Below are 17,808 nucleotides of genomic sequence, written 5' to 3' on the forward strand. Positions count from 1 at the left end.
CTCTGGACAACGCGGAGACAATTGACGGTGAGCGATGGATGTCGTGGAGTGGGGGGGTCGGGGGATGCCGAGGCCGGAATGACCCTTGGACGAGCCGGAGGGCCCGGTCGCGCAACTGGCGGCTGAGCTTCGGCAGTTGCGGGAGAAGGCGGGTAAGCCGGGCTACCGGCAGATGGCGGCGCGGGTGAACTACTCGGTGGCGACGCTGTCCGCGGCGGCGTCGGGCCGGCGGTTGCCGACGCTGGAGGTGACCTCGCGTACGTCGCCGTGTGCGTGCAGCAGACGGAGCCGTCGGCGCGCTGTCATTCGGCGCGCGGGGGCCATCCCGTGAGGCCAACCGTCAGTTCGCCGGCACTCCGAACCAAGCCCATTGCTGCTCGGTGGCGCCGTTGGTGCGATCCCACAGCCGCGAGCAGTACCTCATCCGTATGAGGCGCACCGGAAACCTCTCGCCAGCCACGCTCGCCGAACTTGACGAAGACGCCGATGACGACTGACCGACCACACCGCGAGCATGATCGCCGCGCCGCAAACGCGACCCTGACGGCAACCGTGGTCCTCGCGTTGATGACGGCCTGCGCCCCCGCCGACGCCGGAACGGAACCCGACCCCGAGAGCATCACCTTCACCTACGAAGCGGCAAGCTCACCCGGGCCGGGCGTCACGGACTACCACGGGGCGTACAACACGGCAGACGGATTCGCACACACCTGGCGCCGCGACGACCTCCCCGAACAAGCCTGGCGCGACGTCCTCAAGACATACACCACGCCAGAACAGCACGACCGGTTCGACACCATGCAACCGGGGACCGGGAGAGCGTTGCGGGGGCGTCTCGCCCCGATCCGCAGCGATCCGGGACAGGTCGACTTCACCGTCCAACTCGACGCGGGCACCCTCGTCATCCACACCCGGCAAGCCGACAACAGATGGGTGATCACCAACGCCGCCGTGGTGCCCTCACCAACTACCTCACCCCCGCGATGATCAGCGCCCCCAGCGGGCGCATCGAGGCCAAGTCGATACGCGGTGCGGGTCGGGCATCGATGAAGGATTGAGCCTCGAAGCGCGACGAACCAGGTACGGGCAGGCCCCTGAACTCCTCACTGCGAGGCATCGAGGCGTAAGCGATCGAACTCTGGCCGAAGAACGGCGCCTAATACGTCGCCAGCCTCCCCGGCCGTAGGAGGAATGTCGGTGGTCGCCACTAGCGTGTTCCTATGGCTGTCCCCATGGGTTACTGAGCTTCTGGAGTCGAGGTTACTCTCGTGTCCGCATCACCGCGTGGGGTGATTCCTGCTGGTTCGCGTGTGCTGTCTAGTTAGGGCATGCGATACGGGGACGGCGGCGGGGTGGGCCCGCGGCAACGCGCCCGCCGTGAACAGGTACGACGGCAGGCGGCACGGATGTTCGCGGCCGGGGTGAGTGCGCCGCAGGTAGCCGCCGAACTGGAGATCTAGACGAAGTCGGCGTACGCGTGGCGGCGGGCGTGGCAGGCCGGCGGGGAGCAGGCCCTGGCTTCGCGAGGAGCACCCGGACCCGACCCGGTGCTGTCCGAGGTCCAGGTGCTGAAGCTGATCGGCAAGCTGGAGCAAGGTCCGGGCGCCGCCGGTTGGGACGAGGATCAACGCTGGACCCTGGCCCGGGTGCGCACGCTGATCGGCCGGATGTTTCACATCAGCGTCAGCATCGCCACCGTGTGGGAGACCCTGCGCCGTGCCGGCTACACCCCGCAGCAGCCGATCGGTCGCGCCGCGGAACGCGACGAAGCCGCCATCGAACACTTCAAGCGGTATCAGTGGCCCGCGGTAAAAGAGTCGCGCGCAGGCTGGGTGCGTGGATCTGCTTCGCCGACGAGTCCGGCCTCTCGCTGAGACCAGCCCGGGCCCGCACCTGGGCCCGGCGTGGCAGCACCCCGATCGTGAAAGTCGCCGGCCGCGGCGGCCGCAAACTATCGCTCGCCGGGATCGTCGCCTACCGCATCGGAGACCAGCCGCGCGTCATCTACCGCACCATGGCCCACCGTGGCCGTAAAGGCGAACCGAAAGGCTTCGGTGAGCACCACTTCGCCGATCTGCTCGACGCCGCCCACCAGCACCTCGGCGCGCCGATCGTGCTGGTCTGGGACGGACTGCCCGCCCACAAGTCCGCCAAGATGCGCGCCCTGATCGCCGCCCGGCCTTGGCTGCGCGTCTACCGGCTGCCCGGCTACGCTCCTGAACTCAACCCCGTCGAGAACATGTGGTCCAGCCTCAAACGCGGCATGGCCAACCTCGCCCCCCGGCCGGATCGACGACCTGCTCCGCATCGCCAAGAACCGGCTCAAACGGATGCAGTACCAGCCCACCCTCGCCTTCGGATTCCTCGCCACCAGCTGGCTGGCACAACCCTGACCCTGACCCCAAAAGCTCAGTAAGCAAGGGATCTCGCGGCGGCTCTGCGGGGCACCGCCCTACAGGGCCACCCCGTGCAGGAAGGGCTCGGTGACACCTTCCTCGTCGGTGAGGTTGATTCTGCTCGGCTGCTCGGGGCCTGGGAGGCCGCTCATGCGGTCATGCCCGTCACCGGCCGGTGGCCGATGTTCACCTTGCCGGGCAACCTGCGCCACCGGGAACCGGTAGCGGCGCGGCGGGGTGGGGATCAGCGGCTCATGGCGCTGCCACAACTGATCAGTCAGGACTCGTTCATCCACGACCCACAGCTTCAGCCGACCACCACGTCCATCGACGCACACCGCGTCCGCTCATTCTGAACTGAGCTCTAAGAACGCACCCGGTATGGCAAGCTCCTGGAATGGAGATGGGGCCGTACGCGGGCGGGCTCGGTGCCGTGATGGGTGCTTCGGTTGCCTTAGTCGGTGTGGTCGTCACCCATCAGCTGAGCTTGCGCCGGGAGTTGGCGCTTAATCAGTGGAAGCTGACTGCGGAGACCTACATCGATGTCATTGCATGGACCGGGTGGGTGCAGCACTGGTTCATCATGGGGTCGCCCGACCCTCATGAGCGGCCATACACCGTGACGATGGCACGAATTGCGGCTCGGCTGACTGCGTTCGGCGACAAGGCAGCTGGCGACAAGGCATTCGAGCTGCTTACCGAGTTAACACCGTACGTGAGCAACAAAGACATCAGCGGGCATGCGCCGCCGCCTGCTCACATTCGTGTCCTGGCGACCGAACTTGCCGACCTCGCCCAGCGGCGCCTTGCCGGACCGGCCAGACGCAGACCGTAACTTCTGAAGGGTGCCGATACAGGGCGCCATGCAGAGAGCCCTTGCCTGAGGCTTGGGACGATTCCGACACAGCGCCGTGGCCAGAGCCCGGCATGAGACAAGCGTGACTGGTCGCCATCCTTGACCCCGCGCCGAGCACTGCGGCTCACCTGCGTAACCATGCACGATCGCCGACGGCTGGCGAATCCGGATGGCAGCGCCTGCATGGATCTGCCGAGCCTGGCTACAGCCTTCAACGGCGGGCGGCCCGCGGAGTCGGCGGCGATTGCGGCCTGGCGCCGGGCCGGGTACGACGAGAAGCCGTTCCGGCGTGCTCGACTGCGACGACCCGTCGAGCCCGTGGGAGTGGATGGCGGCTGAGGCGGCCGCGTGAGGCTGCACCGACTGAACAACCTTCGGGGGAGGTGGTGGCGTGGTCGGCGCCGCACGACCGCGGCGCTTACGGCTGGGCGTGAATACCGAAGTCTTCGTACTCCCACATGGTGACCCGCCGCAGCCTGTCGTGTACGTCCTGCCAGGTCGCGTCGGCGATCGATTCGATCTCGTCCCGCAGCAGCTCCATGATGGCCGACCAGTCCCACTGCGTGACCAGCAGGTATCGGCGGCCGAACCGCGACCCCTCTTCGGCAACCTCATGGGCCAGGTACTTCGGCGTCGTCACGATCACCCGGTAGCAGCCGGCCTCCGTGCGCCCGTTCGCGCTGATCTCCAGCTCGACGACGATGCTGAAGTCGTCCGCTGCCTCCGGCGCGATCGCCCACGGGTTGCGGTTGTCGCTCGAGTTGCCGGCGATGAAGAAATTCCGGATCTTTGCCCGTACGGGGCGCCTGCTTGCCATGGCGGGCAGCTTGTTTCGGCACCGGCGGGAAGTCAACGCGATTGCCGGGCAGCCGAACGCCAGTGAGCCGCGTACCGGCGTCACGTCGGATGTCGATCGGTCAGTGGACCTGACAGATCATGCAGAGCCCGCCATCACAGGTCCTGCTGGCTGGACCCCCTGATCCGTGCGGCGTGAGCAAGGCCCGATCGCCGCCCGTTTGGCGGTCGTGAATATGCTGCGCCGCATGAACCCCCAGGATCCGCATACCGGGCAGCAGCAACCTTATCCGCCGCCGTACCCCGGCCCGATGCACATGACCGCGGAGGAGCAGGCGCGGCTCGCGGGGCATCAGAACCGGCTGCTGAACCAGGCCGGGAACCAGTTTGTGTGGGGTCGGCGCGTGCTCAAGGCGATGGCGGTGCTGTTCGCGGGGATCGCGGTGGTGTCGCTTGTCGCCGCGGTGGTCGTCGCGTTGCTGCCGAACGGGTCGCCGATGTATGCGTTGGTCGCCGCGTCCTGCGGCTGCCCGATGGCCGGCGTCGCCGCGCTCACCTGGTGGGCGGGGAACTCGTTCCGTGCCCATCAGGACGCGGTCGCCACGATGGCCGACATCACTCACCGCCAGTCGCAGCCCCCCGACCCGCGCTGACGTCCCGACCGTCACAGGGGGAGCGACATGCCGGGGCCGCGCTTCCCGGCCCACTGATGGCCTGAGCCACCAACGTTGCCTGCTGGCGGATCGCTGGCTCGTGCAGAGTCGTCGAGGCTTGAGCGAGGCGCGCTGCCACGCGAGAGGACGCCCTCGTTGGCCGGGATAGTTGACCGCGGCGGTAGGAGTAGCTCGCCGCCGAGTTGAGCCGGCGGATCCCGGACACGCCGACGCGAGTCGCGGCCGACGTCGAACCTCTTCTGGCACTCGGTAGATGCCGGAGGCCAACTCACGTGCCGGGCGTGCTGGTGCGCCGGTCGTACCGTTGGTGCATGTCGTCGCAGCCACGGATCACCCTGCTCGTGCTGTACTGCCAGGACCTCCACGCCAACCGGGAGTTCTACGCCGGTCTGGGGCTGCGCCTGGAGCCCGAGCAGCACGGGGATGGACCACGGCATTGGGCGGCCGAGCTTCCCGACGGCACCGTGTTCGAGCTCTACCCTGCCAGCGAGCGGCGACCCCCGAGCAGTCTGCGGCTCGGGCTGGCCGTCACCGCCGGCCGGACCGACCCGCCGCTCGACCTCGGACGCCACCTGTTGCGGGATCCCGACGGGCGCACCGTCGAGGTTCACGCGGGCTGACCGGCGGTCTGGACCCGTGTGCCGGGACCGTGCCGCTCCGCTCGGGCGTCGAAGGGTCCCACCACTTCCCGCGGGTGGCGAGCGGAGCGGTCGGTGCCGGCGTTCTCGTCCACGGTGGAGCCAGCCCAGGACCGTGGATCTCACGCAGGATGACCGCGTCGGTGATATCCGGGGGTCAAGGGATCGAGCGGGCGCTGTAGGTGTAGCCCCAGGCCACTCGGGTCGCTTGTAGTTCGCCGGCAACATCGAGGAACCCCGCGGAGTAGCCGGGTCGATGTCCAAAGCGGGTCCCCCCGAAAGCCTGGTGAAGCGCCGAACGGCGGCCCGCTGAATCAGTCGGGCCGCCGTTCGCGGAGTCTGGATCAGAGCGGGCGGATGTTCGACGCCTGCGGGCCCTTCTGGCCCTGGGTGATGTCGAACTCGACCTTCTGGTTCTCGTCGAGGCTGCGGTAGCCGCTCGTCGAGATCGCGGAGAAGTGGGCGAAGACGTCGGCGCCACCGTCGTCCGGGGTGATGAAGCCGAAGCCCTTGTCGGCGTTGAACCACTTCACGGTACCTGTAGTCATGTCTGCTCTTTCGCAGGTTGTAGAGGCCGCACTGTGCGGACTCTTACGTCGCCGCATTGATCACCCATGCCGGAACCGACACGTCAACGAAAAAGCGCCCGTAAGGGCTTGGATAACCCATACAGGCGCCGAAAACGTCTATGGAAATCAAACCGGCAACTCGGACACGGTAGCACACGGGCAGCCGCTCGCCAGGTGAAATCTCGCAGTTCAGCCGGCTGTGTAAGGGCTGCTGCGCTACGCATGCCACTCGGATCGTTCGGCAGAACCTGTTCTGCTGCCCCATTGATCGGCCGACGGGCCGCACGCGCTAGCCGCACCATCGTGGCCCATCGGCGCGTGCACAGCACTGCGGCCCGCACTTCGGCATGGACCCGGCGGCAACCCAAACAGCGAGGGCTGGTGGGCTGTCTCGGTGCCCTAGCGTTGCCGTCGTGCCATCGCCGTGTCGTGGTTGCCGCGCCGCCATGCGATAACCACGGCACTGCCAGTGCACGGCGGACAGCCCACCCCACATACCTGTCCGCCGCGCCGGCGTTGACGGGGTCTGCTGCTCATCCGCGCCCCACCTGCCGTGGCCGTGGCGGCGCCGTGAGGGAGTGTTCTCGCCAACGCATCTCGAGCTCCCGGCGTCGCTGTGTCGCAGTCCACCGACGCCTCTCTTCCTTGTGGATAACTCCCGGCTGTGGATAGCCCACTCGCCGGGTCGCTGTCGTGCTACGGCCAGGACCAGCTCGGCAGGGATGGAGAAGCCTCGGTGGGCCGCGCGCTGTCGTCGCCCGATCCGCGTACGGGCGCGACCGGTCCGTGTCACGATCACGCGGGAGGTGGTGTCATGCGCGCGGCGCGCGTGGTCCTGCTGGTGGGTGCCCTCGCGGGCCTGCTGACCGGCGCGGCGGCCTGCGACTCGGGCGGCGAGCGGGCCAACGGACCGGCCGGTCGGCCGCAGGACCGGCCGACCGGGGGCAGCTCCGCCGCGGCGCCTCCCGTCGCTTCACCCGACCCCCGCGGCCAGGTCATCGAGGGCGCCTTCGTCGACATCCGGCAGTACGCCGCGGTCTCGAAGTTCCGCAGCTGCGAGGGGCACGACTTCAGCGGCCGTAACATCCAGGGCAAACCCGAGTCCGCCCGGTCGATGAAGCACTACCTGCAGGCGCGGCCCACCCTCGTCGGCTCGACCGGGAAGCTGGCGGTGCGGGCGCCCTTCGACGGCACGGTGGGCATGCTGGAGCCCGACCAGCGCGGCCAGCGGCTCGGCATCGTCAGCGCGCGCCACCCCAACTGGATGCTGCTGTTCTTCCACACCGATCCGGCGCCCGGGCTGCGGGCGGGCTCGAGCGTCACCCTCGGTCAGACGGTGGGGTACGGCAACCTGTCGGGCGGCGCCGAGAACTTCGACGTGACGCTCAAGTGGTTCCCCGGCGGCAACAGCCAGGAGGAGCGCTGGGACTCACCGTTCCTGCACCTGACCGACGCCGCGTCGGCGAAGTTCGGGCAGCACGGTGTACGGCCGGAAACGGTAGTGACCAGCAAGGCGAAGCGCGACGAGGCGCCGTGCCGGAAGTTTCGTCGCGCCGCCGAGAACTGGACCACCGTCCGCTAGTACTGCAACGACAGTTAGATGAGTGCGTAGCCTCGGCGTTTGTAGTGACTGAGGCGGGCTTGGTGCTGGCGTTTGCGGCGCCAGTGTGACCACCACCAGACGTGCGGGGGCGGGGGCGGCGCACGATGAGTGCGGCGATCAGGCGTCGTATCTCGGGTACCGCGTAGCCGATCATCATGGCGTCGGCGGCGGTGGTTCCCCTTTTGCTGTCAGGGTTTTGGCGGCGACGAGCCAGGCGTGCGCGGCCATCGACAACGTGATGTGGGCATACCAGGCCCGCCAGTCGCGAACCTGGTACTCGTCGAGGCCTGTGGTGTTCTTGGCTTGCTGAAAGCATTCCTCGACGGCCCAGCGGGAGCCGGCGATGCGGGCCAGGTCCATCAACCGGGTCTTCCTCGGCCCGTAGCAGACGTAGTAGGCCAGCCCACCCGTGCTGATGTTGCGTCGTGCGAGCAGCCAGTGCCCGCGTCCGGGCCGCCAGCAGATCCGGATCGGGATCCGCGCCCACCAGTATTCGCGCGGACCGTGAGCGCCCGGCCCGGCCGAGATCTGCGACCAGGCCCGGCCGGGCAGCGCCGCGATCAGCTTGTCGACGCGGGCGAAGCCCATCGAAGTGGTGACTACCTCGTCGTTGCGGCGAGTCGCGACGACATGCGCCTGGTCGTGTTCCTCCATCCAGACACGCAGCGACTTCGACTGCCCGTAGGCCTCGTCCATCGTCACCCAGGCCGCGGCGACGCCAGCGGCGAATGCCCGGGCGAGCATGTCACGAGCCATGTCAACCTTCGTGGCGAAGCCGACCTCGTCGGGGATCCCCGCGGCCCGGCAGCGCGCACGGTCGTCGGTCCAGGCCTGCGGTAAATACAGCTGTCGGTCGATCAACGCGTGACCCTTGGCCGAGCGGTAGGCCATGAACACGCCGATCTGGCAGCTCTCGATCCGCCCGGCCGTGCCGGAGTACTGCCGGGCCACCCCGGCGGACCTGACACCCTTCTTCAAGAAGCCGGTGTCATCGATGATCAGCACGCCGCCCGGGTCGCTGAGGTGCTCAAGCACGTAGTCACGGACATCGTCACGCACGGCGTCGACGTCCCAGTCCGCCCAGCGCAGCAGCCGTTGCATGCCGTCCGGCGAAACGTCGCCGGCCTGCTCGGCAAGGGTCCAGCCGTTCTTGCGATCCAGGCCCGCGACGAGTCCAGACAGATACTGCCGTGCCCGCTGCCGCGGCTCGGACCGGGCGAACCGGCCCGCGATCCGGGCATGCAACCGATCCAACTCCGCCGACCACACCGCAACATCGACATCCGTCACACCATGACCAACGAACCGATCATGAACTCGTTTCGCCTGGTAACTGCCGTTGCAGTACTAAGCCAAGCTGTTGCCCTGGTGGGCCAAAGTTGCTGCCCTGGTGGGCCAAAGTGCAAACGGTCGAGGCGCGCCGCGAGGTGGCCGGCGTGGTGGTGAGCTGGCGCGGGCCGGGCACGGCGTTTCGCGGTGTATCGGGTGGACGGCGGCGCGGCGGTGCTCGTGCCGATCCGCCGGAGCGAGGGCGGCCAGGAGCGGCGCTGGCTCGTCCGCATGCCCGGCGGGCGGTTCTGCGTGACCGCCCTGGACCGCTGCGGCAATCAAGGGCCGGCCGGCCGCGTGTGGCGCGCCCGAGTTGCCGCTCGGCGAACGCAATCGACCCTCCGGCTCGAGTTGCCAACACCTGTTAGTAGTTGGCGCCTGTTGAGATCTTGGAGGCATGCAGGTGACGGAGATGGCTGCACTTACCCGGCGGCACGCGCTGGGTCTGGGTTTCGGGTTCGGCGCCAGTGCGCTGCTGGCCGGATGCGGGGTGAAGACCGGCGGCGACGGCAAGGACGGGTCCGACTTCCCGCGGCGGCCGGTCGAGCTGGTGGTGCCGTTCGCGCCCGGTGGCAGTACCGACCTGGTGGCGCGGATGCTGGCCAAGGAGATCCAGCGGCCGCTCGGGCAGACCATGGTGGTGGTCAACCGGGAGGGCGCCGCAGGGGCGGTCGGCACCAAGGACGTCATCGGTGCGCCCGCCGACGGATACAAGATCGGGTTTGCGCCGAGCTCGCTGTTCACGCTCACCCCGCAGCTGGTCAAGAACGCCGACGCGCCCGCGCTCGATGCGCTGCGCGTCGTCACCGGGCTGACCGTGGAGAACATCGTGATCGTCGCGCACCGCGACTCGCCGTACCGCAGTCTCGAGGACTTGATCCGGCTCAAGGACGGCGGCAAGCGCATCACGTTCGGCCACTCCGGCGTCGGTACCGGCTCCTACTTCGCCCAGGCCGCGTTCTACAAGCTGGCCGGGGTCAACGCGGTCGACGTGCCGTTCGGCGGCGGCGGGCCGGCGGTGACAGCCGTGCTGGGCCGGCAGGTGGACGTCGGCGCCTTGCATCTGGCGGAGTCGATGAAGCTGGTGCAGTCCGGCGAGTTGCGCTGGCTGGCGCTGTTCAGCCAGCGGCGCAGCCCGCTGCTGCCCGACGTGCCGACCGTGACGGAGAAGGGCTTCGACCTCACCGTGGACCAGGCTCGGTTCATCGCTGGACCGGCCGGCCTGCCCGACGAGGCGGCCGGCACGCTGCGCGACGCGTTCCGGCAGGCGGTCCGCTCGACGGAGTACGACGCGTTCCTGAAGAAGAACTTCATCGACCGCTTCGAGACCGACGGCGTCACCGTGCAGGCGAAGATCCGGAGCGACGCCGAGCGGTACAAGGCGCTGATCGACCGGTTCGGGCTGCAGCCGAAGTGAGCTCGCCAGGCGTCGACGAAGACGTTGCCGAGGAGGAGGCGGCGGCGCGTGCTGGCGGGGCCGGCCACCTCGCTGCCTGCGTCGTGCCGGTACTGGTCGGCGCCGGCGGCCTCGCGTACGCGCTGACACTGCGGCTCGGCATCCCGGTCGACGCCGGGCCCGGGCTGTGGCCGGCCGCCGTCAGCGTGGTGCTCGTCGGCGCCGGGCTGTGGGCGCTCGTGGCCGGGCGCCGGGTGCGCGACGTCGAGCGGTTCAGTCGCGGCGCGCTCGACATCGCCCTGGGCCTGGCCAGCCTGGTGGCGCACGCGCTGCTGGTCCCGCTGGTCGGGTTCGAGATCCCGACGCTGCTGGTGCTGGCGTTCTGGCTGCGCGTGCTGGGCCGCGAGCCATGGCGGGTGACCGCGCTGGTGAGCCTGCTGACCACCGCCGTGTTCTCGCTCGTGTTGGTCGTCCTGCTGGGTGTGCCGCTGCCGAGATTGGCGTTCTGAGTGGACTTCCTGGACCCGATGCTGTCCGGCTTCGCGGTGGTGTTCGCCCCGCTGAACCTGCTGTACGTGCTGGTCGGCGTCGTCATCGGCATGGTCATCGGGGTCCTGCCCGGGCTGGGCCCGGTCGCCACGATCGCGCTGCTGCTGCCGGTCACCTACGAGATCCCGGCCGAGTCGGCGGTCATCCTGCTGGCCGGCATCTACTACGGCGCGATGTACGGCGGGACGATCACCTCGGTGCTGCTGCGGTTGCCCGGCGAGGCCGCGACGGTGGTCACCACGATCGACGGGTACCAGATGGCCCGACAAGGCCGGGCCGGCTCCGCGTTGGGCATCTCGGCGGTCGGCTCGTTCATCGGCGCGACCTTCAGCATCGTCGCGATGACGCTCGTGGCGCCGCTGCTGGCCCGGTTCTCGCTCGGCTTCGGCCCGCCGGAGTATGCGGTGCTGGCCGCGCTCGGCATCGTGCTGGTCGCCTCGCTCGGCACCAGCTCGACCGCCAAGAGCCTCGTCGCCGCCGCGTTCGGCCTGCTGCTGGCCACGATGGGGCCGGACCCGCTGGTCGCCACGCCACGGTTCACGTTCGGCAGCGTCCAGCTGGCCGACGGGGTCGACTTCGTCGCCTTGGCGATGGGTCTGTTCGGCCTCGGCGAGGTGCTGTACCACCTCGAGCGCCGGGCCCGGGGCCGGTCACGGCGGGTGCCGGTGGCCAACGCGTGGCCGTCGCGGCAGGACTGGCGGGCCTCCCGCGGCGCGATTGGCCGGGGCTCTGTGGTCGGCTTCCTGATCGGCCTGCTACCCGGCGGCGGTGGCGTGCTGGCGTCCATGGCGGCGTACGCGCTGGAGAAGCGGCGCAGCCGCCACCCGGAGCGCTTCGGCCGCGGCGCGATCGAGGGCGTCGCCGCGCCGGAGGCGGCCAACAACGCGGCGGCGACCTCCACGTTCGTCCCGCTGCTCACGCTGGGCATCCCGACCAACCCGGTGATGGCGCTGATCTTCGGCGCGCTGCTGCTGCAGGGCATCCCGCCCGGCCCGCGGCTGATCACCGACAACCCGGAGGTGTTCTGGGGCGTCGTCGACTCGATGTACGTCGGCAACATCTTCCTGCTGATCCTCAGCGTGCCGCTGGTCGGGCTGTTCGTCCGGCTGGTGAGCGTGCGGGAAACCGTGCTCGCCCCCATCGTTGTCATGATCATCATGCTCGGCGTGTACACGGTCAACAACAGTACGTTCGACATGCTGGTGGTGATCGTCTTCGGGGTAATCGGCTACCTGATGAAGAAGACCGGCTTCGAGCCCGGCCCGCTGGTGCTCGCGTTCGTGCTCGGCAGCATCCTGGAGACCGCGTTCCGCCAGTCGATGCGGATCTTCGACGGCAACGTGGCGGGCTTCCTGGGCCGGCCGATCGCTGGGCCGCTGCTGGTGGCCGGGGCATTGGTGCTGGTCGCGCCGGCCTTGCTGCGTGCCGCGCGCGGGTGGGTCAGAGGGCGCGGGCGGGTCAAAGGGCACGGGTCGGGCGGGCGACCGGAACCCGCGTCCGGTTCGCACGAGGCTGAGCCGCCCGCTTCGGCCGGACGGTCGTCGGACAGCCCGGCCGACCGCTCCGCGCCCGCCGCACCGCGGCTACCAGCAGACTAAGCCCGAACGACAGCAGCAGCCCGATACCGACCGAGACCAGCGGGTTGCTGCTGACCTGGCCGCCGAAGTAGCCGAGTTACAGTAAGTGCATCCAGGCCCGGCACGTACCCTTACCTTGGGCGAGAACGCTCGGTAAGCGTCGCCCAGCTTTGAGGCACGCCCCCTTCGGCGAAGGTAGTACCCGGCCTGTCCGTCGTCCTGTCCGCCCGGTCAGACCCGCCGTCTCGTATCAACGATGATGGCTCAGTTCACTTTGTCGAGCTCGCTGCGTAGCGTGATCGCCTTGAGTAGCAGGTGCCGGCCGATGAGGGTGAGCAGGAGCAGCACGACTGCTGCGCCGACGCCGCCGGCTGCTCCTATCCAGAGGCCGACGGCGTCCATGCCGTCGGCCGGGGAGGGGATGTCGGTGAAGGTGACGTATAGAAAGAGCCCAGTGGTGACCGCGGTGACCGCCGCGGCAGCGCCGACGCTGATGTGGGCCCAGGTCAAGGTGGGGCGTTGGAACAGGGTGCCGGCACCCGTCCGTCTGAGCAGGACGATTAGCGCGACGAGTCCTACCTGAACACAGGCGATGAAGCTGATAGCGGCGGTCACCAGGGGCATCTCCAGCGGCGCGTATGGCGCGTAGGCGGCGACCTCGGCGGCGGCGGCCGTGGGAATGACGACGATCTGCGCGAAGAGGCCGACGATCAGCGCGAAGCCGAGGATCAGCTGCAGGAGGAGGGCAACGGCACGGGGCATCCGACCTGGCCTCTTGCCGGTGTCGGCTTGTTCATTGCTGCCTCGCCCGCCATTGTGCCGCTGTCCGGATCGTTGTACGGCTTGGACGGCCCGGGTGAGCTCCGACGTGCCGGATGTGCCTCCAGGGTCCTGCCCGCCTGTGGCGACCAGCCGATCGAGCAGGTCAACCGTGGAGGGACGGCGGGCGGGATCCTTGTCCAGGGTGAGGGCGACCAGGTCGCGCAGGGGCCCGGGGAGGCCGGTCAGAACGGGGGGCCGGGTGAGGATGGCCGCGGCTGTTGCGGCCGCCGAGTCGCCGTCGAACGGGGTACGGCCGGTGCCGGCATACGCCACCACGACTCCCCAGGCGAACACGTCCGCGGCCGGCCCCACCGTGTGGGCGGCGTCGGTGTCGAAGCGCTCGGGGGCCATGTAGGCGACTGTGCCGACCAGCTGGTCGGTGCCGGTGTGCTGGCTCGTGGCCTCGAACGCGCGGGCGATGCCGAAGTCGATGACCTTCGGTGTGCCGAGGGCGAACAGCACGTTACGGGGTTTGAGGTCGCGGTGGATCACGCCAGCGCCGTGAATCGCCGCGAGGGCGGTGGCGACGCCGACGGCGACGCTGTACAGATTGCCGCCGCTGAGCGGGCCCTGGCTGGTGACGATGTCGGCCAGGCTGGGTCCGTCAACGTACTCGACGACCAGGTACGGGGGCTCGTGATCGGCATCTGCGTCGAGGACCTCGGCGGTGCAGAACGGCGGCACCTCGCGGGCCCGGTTGACCTCGCTGCGGAAACGGGCGCGGAAGTGCTCCTCGTGCGCGTACTCGGGCTTGACTACCTTGATCGCTACCGGGCGGTGGTCGCTGGTCTCTGCGAGGTAAACGGTGCCCATGCCACCCTGACCGAGGCGGCTCCGCAGGTGGTAGCCGCCGAGCCGGCGCGGGTCGTTCGGCAGTAACGGGCCTCTCACCTGGTCATCCCCGCTTCGGCCGCATCACTGACATCGAAGCGACGATACTACCTACGTCCATGCCCCCACCGGCGGCGCGGCAATGCGGTAGCTGTCAGGAATGGCGAGGTCACGCCGCAGCGGCGTCCGGCTCGGCATGTTGCCGTGAGGGCGAGCGCCGCCGCCGACCTCGAGGACTCCGACACCGCCGCCGGGGCCGGTACCCGGGCCTCGCGAACCACATCTACGCGGCGCAGAAGCCGAAGCTGCCCGGCAAGCCCGGTGGAATGTTCTCCGATCAGCCCGGCTCCAGCGGGAAGTTGACCCGGCTATACGACAAGAGTCTGCGCAAGAAGAACGGGTCGCGCGCCTGCCCCAGCGGTTTCCGCGCCAGAGCCGGGGGACCAGCGAGTACCACCTGCGACGAATACCCATTCCGGTCGACGAATCAGGGCGCCTACACGGTGGACAAACAGAACAACCTGCCGCGGACGTTCAGCTTCTGCCATCTGCCACGCACCTCCAAGACCGGTGTGCACGGCTACAGTCAGTGCTTCATCAACGGTAAGCAGAACTCGGCCGGAGGCCGATGGGTCGGCCGTTTCTACGGCACCGGCTCGGGAGGAATGCGCATCCTCGATGGTGACGGCTTCTACGTCGGAATTTCCTGACCGATAGCGCTACGACGGCGGTCCCGGCACATGTCGTGTGCTGGGATCGCCTTCACAGGTCGAACCGCCGGTGCAAATCTTCCAAAAACTGTTCATAGGCGGTATCGCCGTGGCTGATGGCGGCCAGCACCACGGCGTCCAGCGCCGCCTCGAGCGAATCCGGTCGCGCCGTAGCCACCACCGCCAGCACAGCGTTCCACGCGCTCACCGGCTCCTGGTCGTCCTCGACGACGCCGCCCAACGCGGCGATCCGCGCGACGGTCCCCTGCGGCAGCGTCTCTTCGACGGCGTCCTGCGCGTCGAACTCATCATCGAAGGGCGCCGGAACCTGCTCGCTGCGACGCAGCGCCGCGACCGCCGGGGCAACCGCCGGCAGATCCAACACGCCCGCGGCCGACAACGCCTGCAATGCGCTCCAGCGGGCGACCACGCGGTGCGTGTCGTCGTCCGCCTCGGCAAGCGCGTACATCAAATTCTCGTCCAGAGCCTTGATATCACCGAGGTAGAGCCGTACCGCCCGCAACCGGTCGTTGGACACCCGGTCGCCGGCCTGACCCCGTTGTGCCTGCTCAACAGCCGCCGGTGCGGAGATAGCACCGGCGTGCTCGCGATGCCAGTACGCCGCGACCTCGCTGGTCTGCCGCACGATTCGGTCTTCGGTGGGTTCACCTGCCCAGAATTCCAGCAGGTAGTGGTCGACCGGCTGGTCGTCGTCCAGCGACTCCACATCCCAGCCTTGTTGCATCCCCCGTGCGCAGTACCGGACCCGGTAATCGCCCGGCGGCAGATCGAGCCTGTAGCGGACGCCGTCCCACTCCCGCAGACTCACTCCGCCGGACTCGGCACGGAACGAAACCTCGACCACGTCCTCCCACCGCTGCTCGAGCGGCGGCTCCGTCGAGTGCCGGCGTACGGTGCAGGCCACCGGACCGTTACGCAGACCCGTTACCAGGAACAGTGCCCCCGGGACCGCGGCGCCACAGAGTCCGTTGCGCTGACCGCGGAAGGCAAGCTCGGCGCCGACTTCGTCCGCTTCGCCGGACTCGATGTAGAACTGGCCGTAGTCGACCTCCACCACACGGTCCAACAACACATCGACCGGCATTTCACTCTCCACCATTTCGAGCGGCTGAGGGCACGTCCTTACGGAGCCAGGCAGCCGCCGCCAGGCAAACGACCGGCAATGTAGCCGTGCTGCCCGTTGCGGTCGTAGACCAGCAGAACACAAACCGGACCGACCGAGAGCGCGGCCAACACGCTGCCGGCCGGCGTCGGGTCGTCCACGCGGGCCGTGCGCGCCACTGACTCGTGAAAACCCTCGTCGACCAGCGCCCGCCGAACCGTGTCCGCGGTCGGCGGCACCGGCGCGGCCAGGCAGTCATCGTCCGACGGCGGGCATGACTGCCCGGCCGCTGAGGCGACGAGGACCTGGGTGGCCCGGTCAGACTCGTTTTCGGCGGCCGAGCGCTGCGCATTGGTCAGGGCAGCGCGCCGTCCCAGGTCAACCAACACGCGTTCGCAGTGATCAGCAGCGGTATCGCAGCTGAGCCCGAAAGACACCTCTTCGGCTGCATGCCCCGGCGCCGACACCGCAGAGGAGCCGAACGGGGGAGCGCATCACGATCACGGCCACAGCAGCGATCATGGCCACCGCCGTCCCGACGATCACAGGACGCCGCCACCCGCGCTCACCAGCCGCCCATGGCATGATCACTCCGGCACTGTAACGCAGCTTTGAGAACGCAGTCGCCGCTGTGCGCCCGTCGCCGCGCGGGCCGGAGGTCGGTGATCTCCTCTCGGAATGAGTCCGGCGCGCGGCCTGATGAGGGCAGGCCACCGGCCTGCCCTCGTGACAACCTGCCCGAGGGTCGCAGAGGCTCCGAGGTCAAGGGCGGCCCGCAGGGCCGTCGCTTGCGACGCGAAGCGCCCTTGAGCTCGGAGGGGCGGCCCGTCACACTGCGCGCCGCCGGACCCGGCGCCGACGGCCGTGAATCGCCACGCAGTCTGGCGCGGCAGGTTGGCCGCGTGGCCCACGCCGCACCGGCCGGTCGCCGGCCGTACCGCAGCCGTGCGCCGCCCCTGTTGTCGCTGCGGCCCGGTCTGCTTCCCCACGCCAGCCGGCGGGCTGCCTGCGTGCTCGGGCCAAGCGACAGCGGCGGCCGGGCACGCGCCCTGGCGGCGGCGTGAGCGGCCGTTTCGGGCCGCCTTGAAGAAGTACAGAAACTTTGAACTACATCGGCGGCAGGCACATGTCCTCCGTCGACTGATGTGCGACACCTGTCCGCCAACTGATCTGCGACACTTTCGCGCGCTGATCGCGACACCCGGATTCGCCAGGTAGGAGTCGCGTGACGGCGTGTGGGCGGTCCGAGCTGCCTACGATCATGGGCGTGCCCAGTCTGCTCGAAGTGATCGCTCATCTTGATGACGTCCGTCCCGGTGACGGCTTCTCTCCCGGTCCGACCATCTACGCCCGGCTGCCATGGACGCCGCAGGCCGACGCAGTAATACTGCGCGACGACGAGGTCCCTGACGGAGTCGCAACCGAATCCGGTCACCAATACCTGTTGGAGGTGGACCTGGCCATCGAGGCCGTTGAGGTGTGGAGCGCCTGGCGGGACGGCGCGACGCCGACTCCGGAGGAAGCGACGTTGGCCGTAATCCACTATGGCGAGAACGACGCGTACCAGCCGGTTGACGGCGAACTCTGATCCTGGCCGTCTGATCCGCACGCTCATTGGCTACTCCGCACGTCCCGACGCCCGCTGAGGTGCCCCCAGGTTCATCACGCTGGCGCGCATCACGTGGCGGAGATGTGTCGCACACCAGTCGACGGACGACACGGCGGCAGGCACACGGCGGCAGGCACATGTCGAGGCCGCTTTGGTGACGCTCCTATTTCCCGCAAGGGGCGATCTCAAGCGGTAGCGAACAGGTGTGCGGTGGGGGTGTAGTCGATTTTCCAGTCGGTGTAGACGCCCAGAGTGTGTCGTCCGTGAGACAGCGTAGGCCCACGCTGATCCAGCGGACTTCGTTGTCGGCGGTCATGGCGAAGCCGACTGC

General features: G+C 68.8%; 20 protein-coding genes and 1 pseudogene. 15 read left to right on the forward strand and 6 right to left on the reverse strand.

Annotated features, from left to right (window positions below):
* Nucleotides 1–172 precede the first annotated feature (172 nt).
* The 7 genes and pseudogenes from AB0M36_RS34825 (at nt 173) to AB0M36_RS34855 (ending at nt 3,231) form a co-directional block, all read left to right on the forward strand.
* Complete coding sequence (locus AB0M36_RS34825; protein WP_364166618.1) at nt 173–331, forward strand: hypothetical protein; 159 nt, start codon at nt 173–175, stop codon at nt 329–331.
* A gap of 155 nt (nt 332–486) precedes the next feature.
* A complete protein-coding gene (locus AB0M36_RS34830) occupies nt 487–987 on the forward strand; it encodes a hypothetical protein (protein WP_364166514.1) in 501 nt (166 codons plus the stop codon).
* Nucleotides 988–1,328: 341 nt separating this feature from the next.
* On the forward strand, nt 1,329–1,460 hold the full coding sequence (locus AB0M36_RS34835; RefSeq protein WP_364166515.1) for a hypothetical protein: 132 nt from the start codon (nt 1,329–1,331) through the stop codon (nt 1,458–1,460).
* 21 nt (nt 1,461–1,481) lie between these two features.
* Nucleotides 1,482–1,874 (forward strand): annotated as a pseudogene (locus AB0M36_RS34840) (winged helix-turn-helix domain-containing protein); the annotation flags it as partial.
* Nucleotides 1,799–2,416: a transposase gene (locus AB0M36_RS34845; RefSeq protein WP_364166517.1), complete on the forward strand. Its 618-nt coding sequence runs from the start codon at nt 1,799–1,801 to the stop codon at nt 2,414–2,416. The pseudogene AB0M36_RS34840 and the gene AB0M36_RS34845, both read left to right, overlap by 76 nt.
* A 138-nt stretch (nt 2,417–2,554) precedes the next feature.
* The gene (locus AB0M36_RS34850; RefSeq protein ID WP_364166519.1) at nt 2,555–2,752 is read left to right on the forward strand and encodes a hypothetical protein; all 198 of its coding nucleotides are present in this window, start codon (nt 2,555–2,557) and stop codon (nt 2,750–2,752) included.
* A 41-nt stretch (nt 2,753–2,793) separates the two neighbouring features.
* Nucleotides 2,794–3,231 carry a hypothetical protein gene (locus AB0M36_RS34855; protein ID WP_364166521.1) on the forward strand — a complete coding sequence of 146 codons (438 nt, stop codon included), beginning with the start codon at nt 2,794–2,796 and terminating at the stop codon, nt 3,229–3,231.
* A 439-nt stretch (nt 3,232–3,670) separates the two neighbouring features.
* Here AB0M36_RS34855 and AB0M36_RS34860 read toward each other — a convergent pair whose 3' ends face one another.
* Complete coding sequence (locus AB0M36_RS34860) at nt 3,671–4,069, reverse strand: Imm8 family immunity protein (protein ID WP_364166523.1); 399 nt, start codon at nt 4,067–4,069, stop codon at nt 3,671–3,673.
* A 226-nt stretch (nt 4,070–4,295) separates the two neighbouring features.
* On the opposite strand from AB0M36_RS34860, the gene AB0M36_RS34865 reads away from it, so the two are divergent.
* Nucleotides 4,296–4,700 carry a hypothetical protein gene (locus AB0M36_RS34865; RefSeq protein WP_364166525.1) on the forward strand — a complete coding sequence of 135 codons (405 nt, stop codon included), beginning with the start codon at nt 4,296–4,298 and terminating at the stop codon, nt 4,698–4,700.
* Nucleotides 4,701–5,032: 332 nt separating this feature from the next.
* Nucleotides 5,033–5,341, forward strand: coding sequence for a hypothetical protein (locus tag AB0M36_RS34870; protein ID WP_364166527.1), 309 nt, complete (start codon nt 5,033–5,035; stop codon nt 5,339–5,341).
* 362 nt (nt 5,342–5,703) lie between these two features.
* On the opposite strand, the gene AB0M36_RS34875 is transcribed toward AB0M36_RS34870, so the two are convergent.
* Entirely contained in the window at nt 5,704–5,907 is a 204-nt protein-coding gene (locus tag AB0M36_RS34875) for a cold-shock protein (protein WP_364166529.1), read from the reverse strand.
* 835 nt (nt 5,908–6,742) lie between these two features.
* Here AB0M36_RS34875 and AB0M36_RS34880 point away from each other — a divergent pair.
* On the forward strand, nt 6,743–7,510 hold the full coding sequence (locus tag AB0M36_RS34880; RefSeq protein WP_364166531.1) for a hypothetical protein: 768 nt from the start codon (nt 6,743–6,745) through the stop codon (nt 7,508–7,510).
* Between the two features lie 174 nt (nt 7,511–7,684).
* On the opposite strand, the gene AB0M36_RS34885 is transcribed toward AB0M36_RS34880, so the two are convergent.
* Nucleotides 7,685–8,821, reverse strand: coding sequence for an IS701 family transposase (locus AB0M36_RS34885; protein ID WP_364166532.1), 1,137 nt, complete (start codon nt 8,819–8,821; stop codon nt 7,685–7,687).
* A 451-nt stretch (nt 8,822–9,272) separates the two neighbouring features.
* On the opposite strand from AB0M36_RS34885, the gene AB0M36_RS34890 reads away from it, so the two are divergent.
* Genes AB0M36_RS34890 through AB0M36_RS34900 form a run of 3 tightly spaced genes read left to right on the forward strand, consistent with a single transcriptional unit; the run spans nt 9,273 to nt 12,403 of the window.
* Nucleotides 9,273–10,277, forward strand: coding sequence for a tripartite tricarboxylate transporter substrate binding protein (locus tag AB0M36_RS34890; RefSeq protein ID WP_364166534.1), 1,005 nt, complete (start codon nt 9,273–9,275; stop codon nt 10,275–10,277).
* Nucleotides 10,274–10,765: a tripartite tricarboxylate transporter TctB family protein gene (locus tag AB0M36_RS34895; RefSeq protein WP_364166535.1), complete on the forward strand. Its 492-nt coding sequence runs from the start codon at nt 10,274–10,276 to the stop codon at nt 10,763–10,765. The genes AB0M36_RS34890 and AB0M36_RS34895 overlap by 4 nt, the downstream gene beginning before the upstream one ends.
* The gene (locus tag AB0M36_RS34900) at nt 10,766–12,403 is read left to right on the forward strand and encodes a tripartite tricarboxylate transporter permease (protein ID WP_364166536.1); all 1,638 of its coding nucleotides are present in this window, start codon (nt 10,766–10,768) and stop codon (nt 12,401–12,403) included.
* A gap of 243 nt (nt 12,404–12,646) precedes the next feature.
* On the opposite strand, the gene AB0M36_RS34905 is transcribed toward AB0M36_RS34900, so the two are convergent.
* Complete coding sequence (locus tag AB0M36_RS34905) at nt 12,647–14,095, reverse strand: serine/threonine-protein kinase (RefSeq protein ID WP_364166538.1); 1,449 nt, start codon at nt 14,093–14,095, stop codon at nt 12,647–12,649.
* Nucleotides 14,096–14,361: 266 nt separating this feature from the next.
* On the opposite strand from AB0M36_RS34905, the gene AB0M36_RS34910 reads away from it, so the two are divergent.
* Nucleotides 14,362–14,745 (forward strand): hypothetical protein, encoded by a 384-nt coding sequence (locus AB0M36_RS34910; protein WP_364166540.1) that lies wholly within the window; start codon nt 14,362–14,364, stop codon nt 14,743–14,745.
* Between the two features lie 52 nt (nt 14,746–14,797).
* Here AB0M36_RS34910 and AB0M36_RS34915 read toward each other — a convergent pair whose 3' ends face one another.
* A complete protein-coding gene (locus AB0M36_RS34915; RefSeq protein WP_364166542.1) occupies nt 14,798–15,850 on the reverse strand; it encodes a hypothetical protein in 1,053 nt (350 codons plus the stop codon).
* A gap of 38 nt (nt 15,851–15,888) precedes the next feature.
* Nucleotides 15,889–16,257: a hypothetical protein gene (locus tag AB0M36_RS34920; RefSeq protein ID WP_364166544.1), complete on the reverse strand. Its 369-nt coding sequence runs from the start codon at nt 16,255–16,257 to the stop codon at nt 15,889–15,891.
* Between the two features lie 878 nt (nt 16,258–17,135).
* On the opposite strand from AB0M36_RS34920, the gene AB0M36_RS34925 reads away from it, so the two are divergent.
* Nucleotides 17,136–17,456: a hypothetical protein gene (locus tag AB0M36_RS34925; RefSeq protein ID WP_364166545.1), complete on the forward strand. Its 321-nt coding sequence runs from the start codon at nt 17,136–17,138 to the stop codon at nt 17,454–17,456.
* The last annotated feature ends 352 nt before the right edge of the window (nt 17,457–17,808 follow it).

The sequence above is a fragment of the Actinoplanes sp. NPDC051346 genome (genome assembly GCF_040682215.1).
In the GTDB taxonomy this organism is placed as follows: Bacteria; Actinomycetota; Actinomycetes; order Mycobacteriales; family Micromonosporaceae; genus Actinoplanes.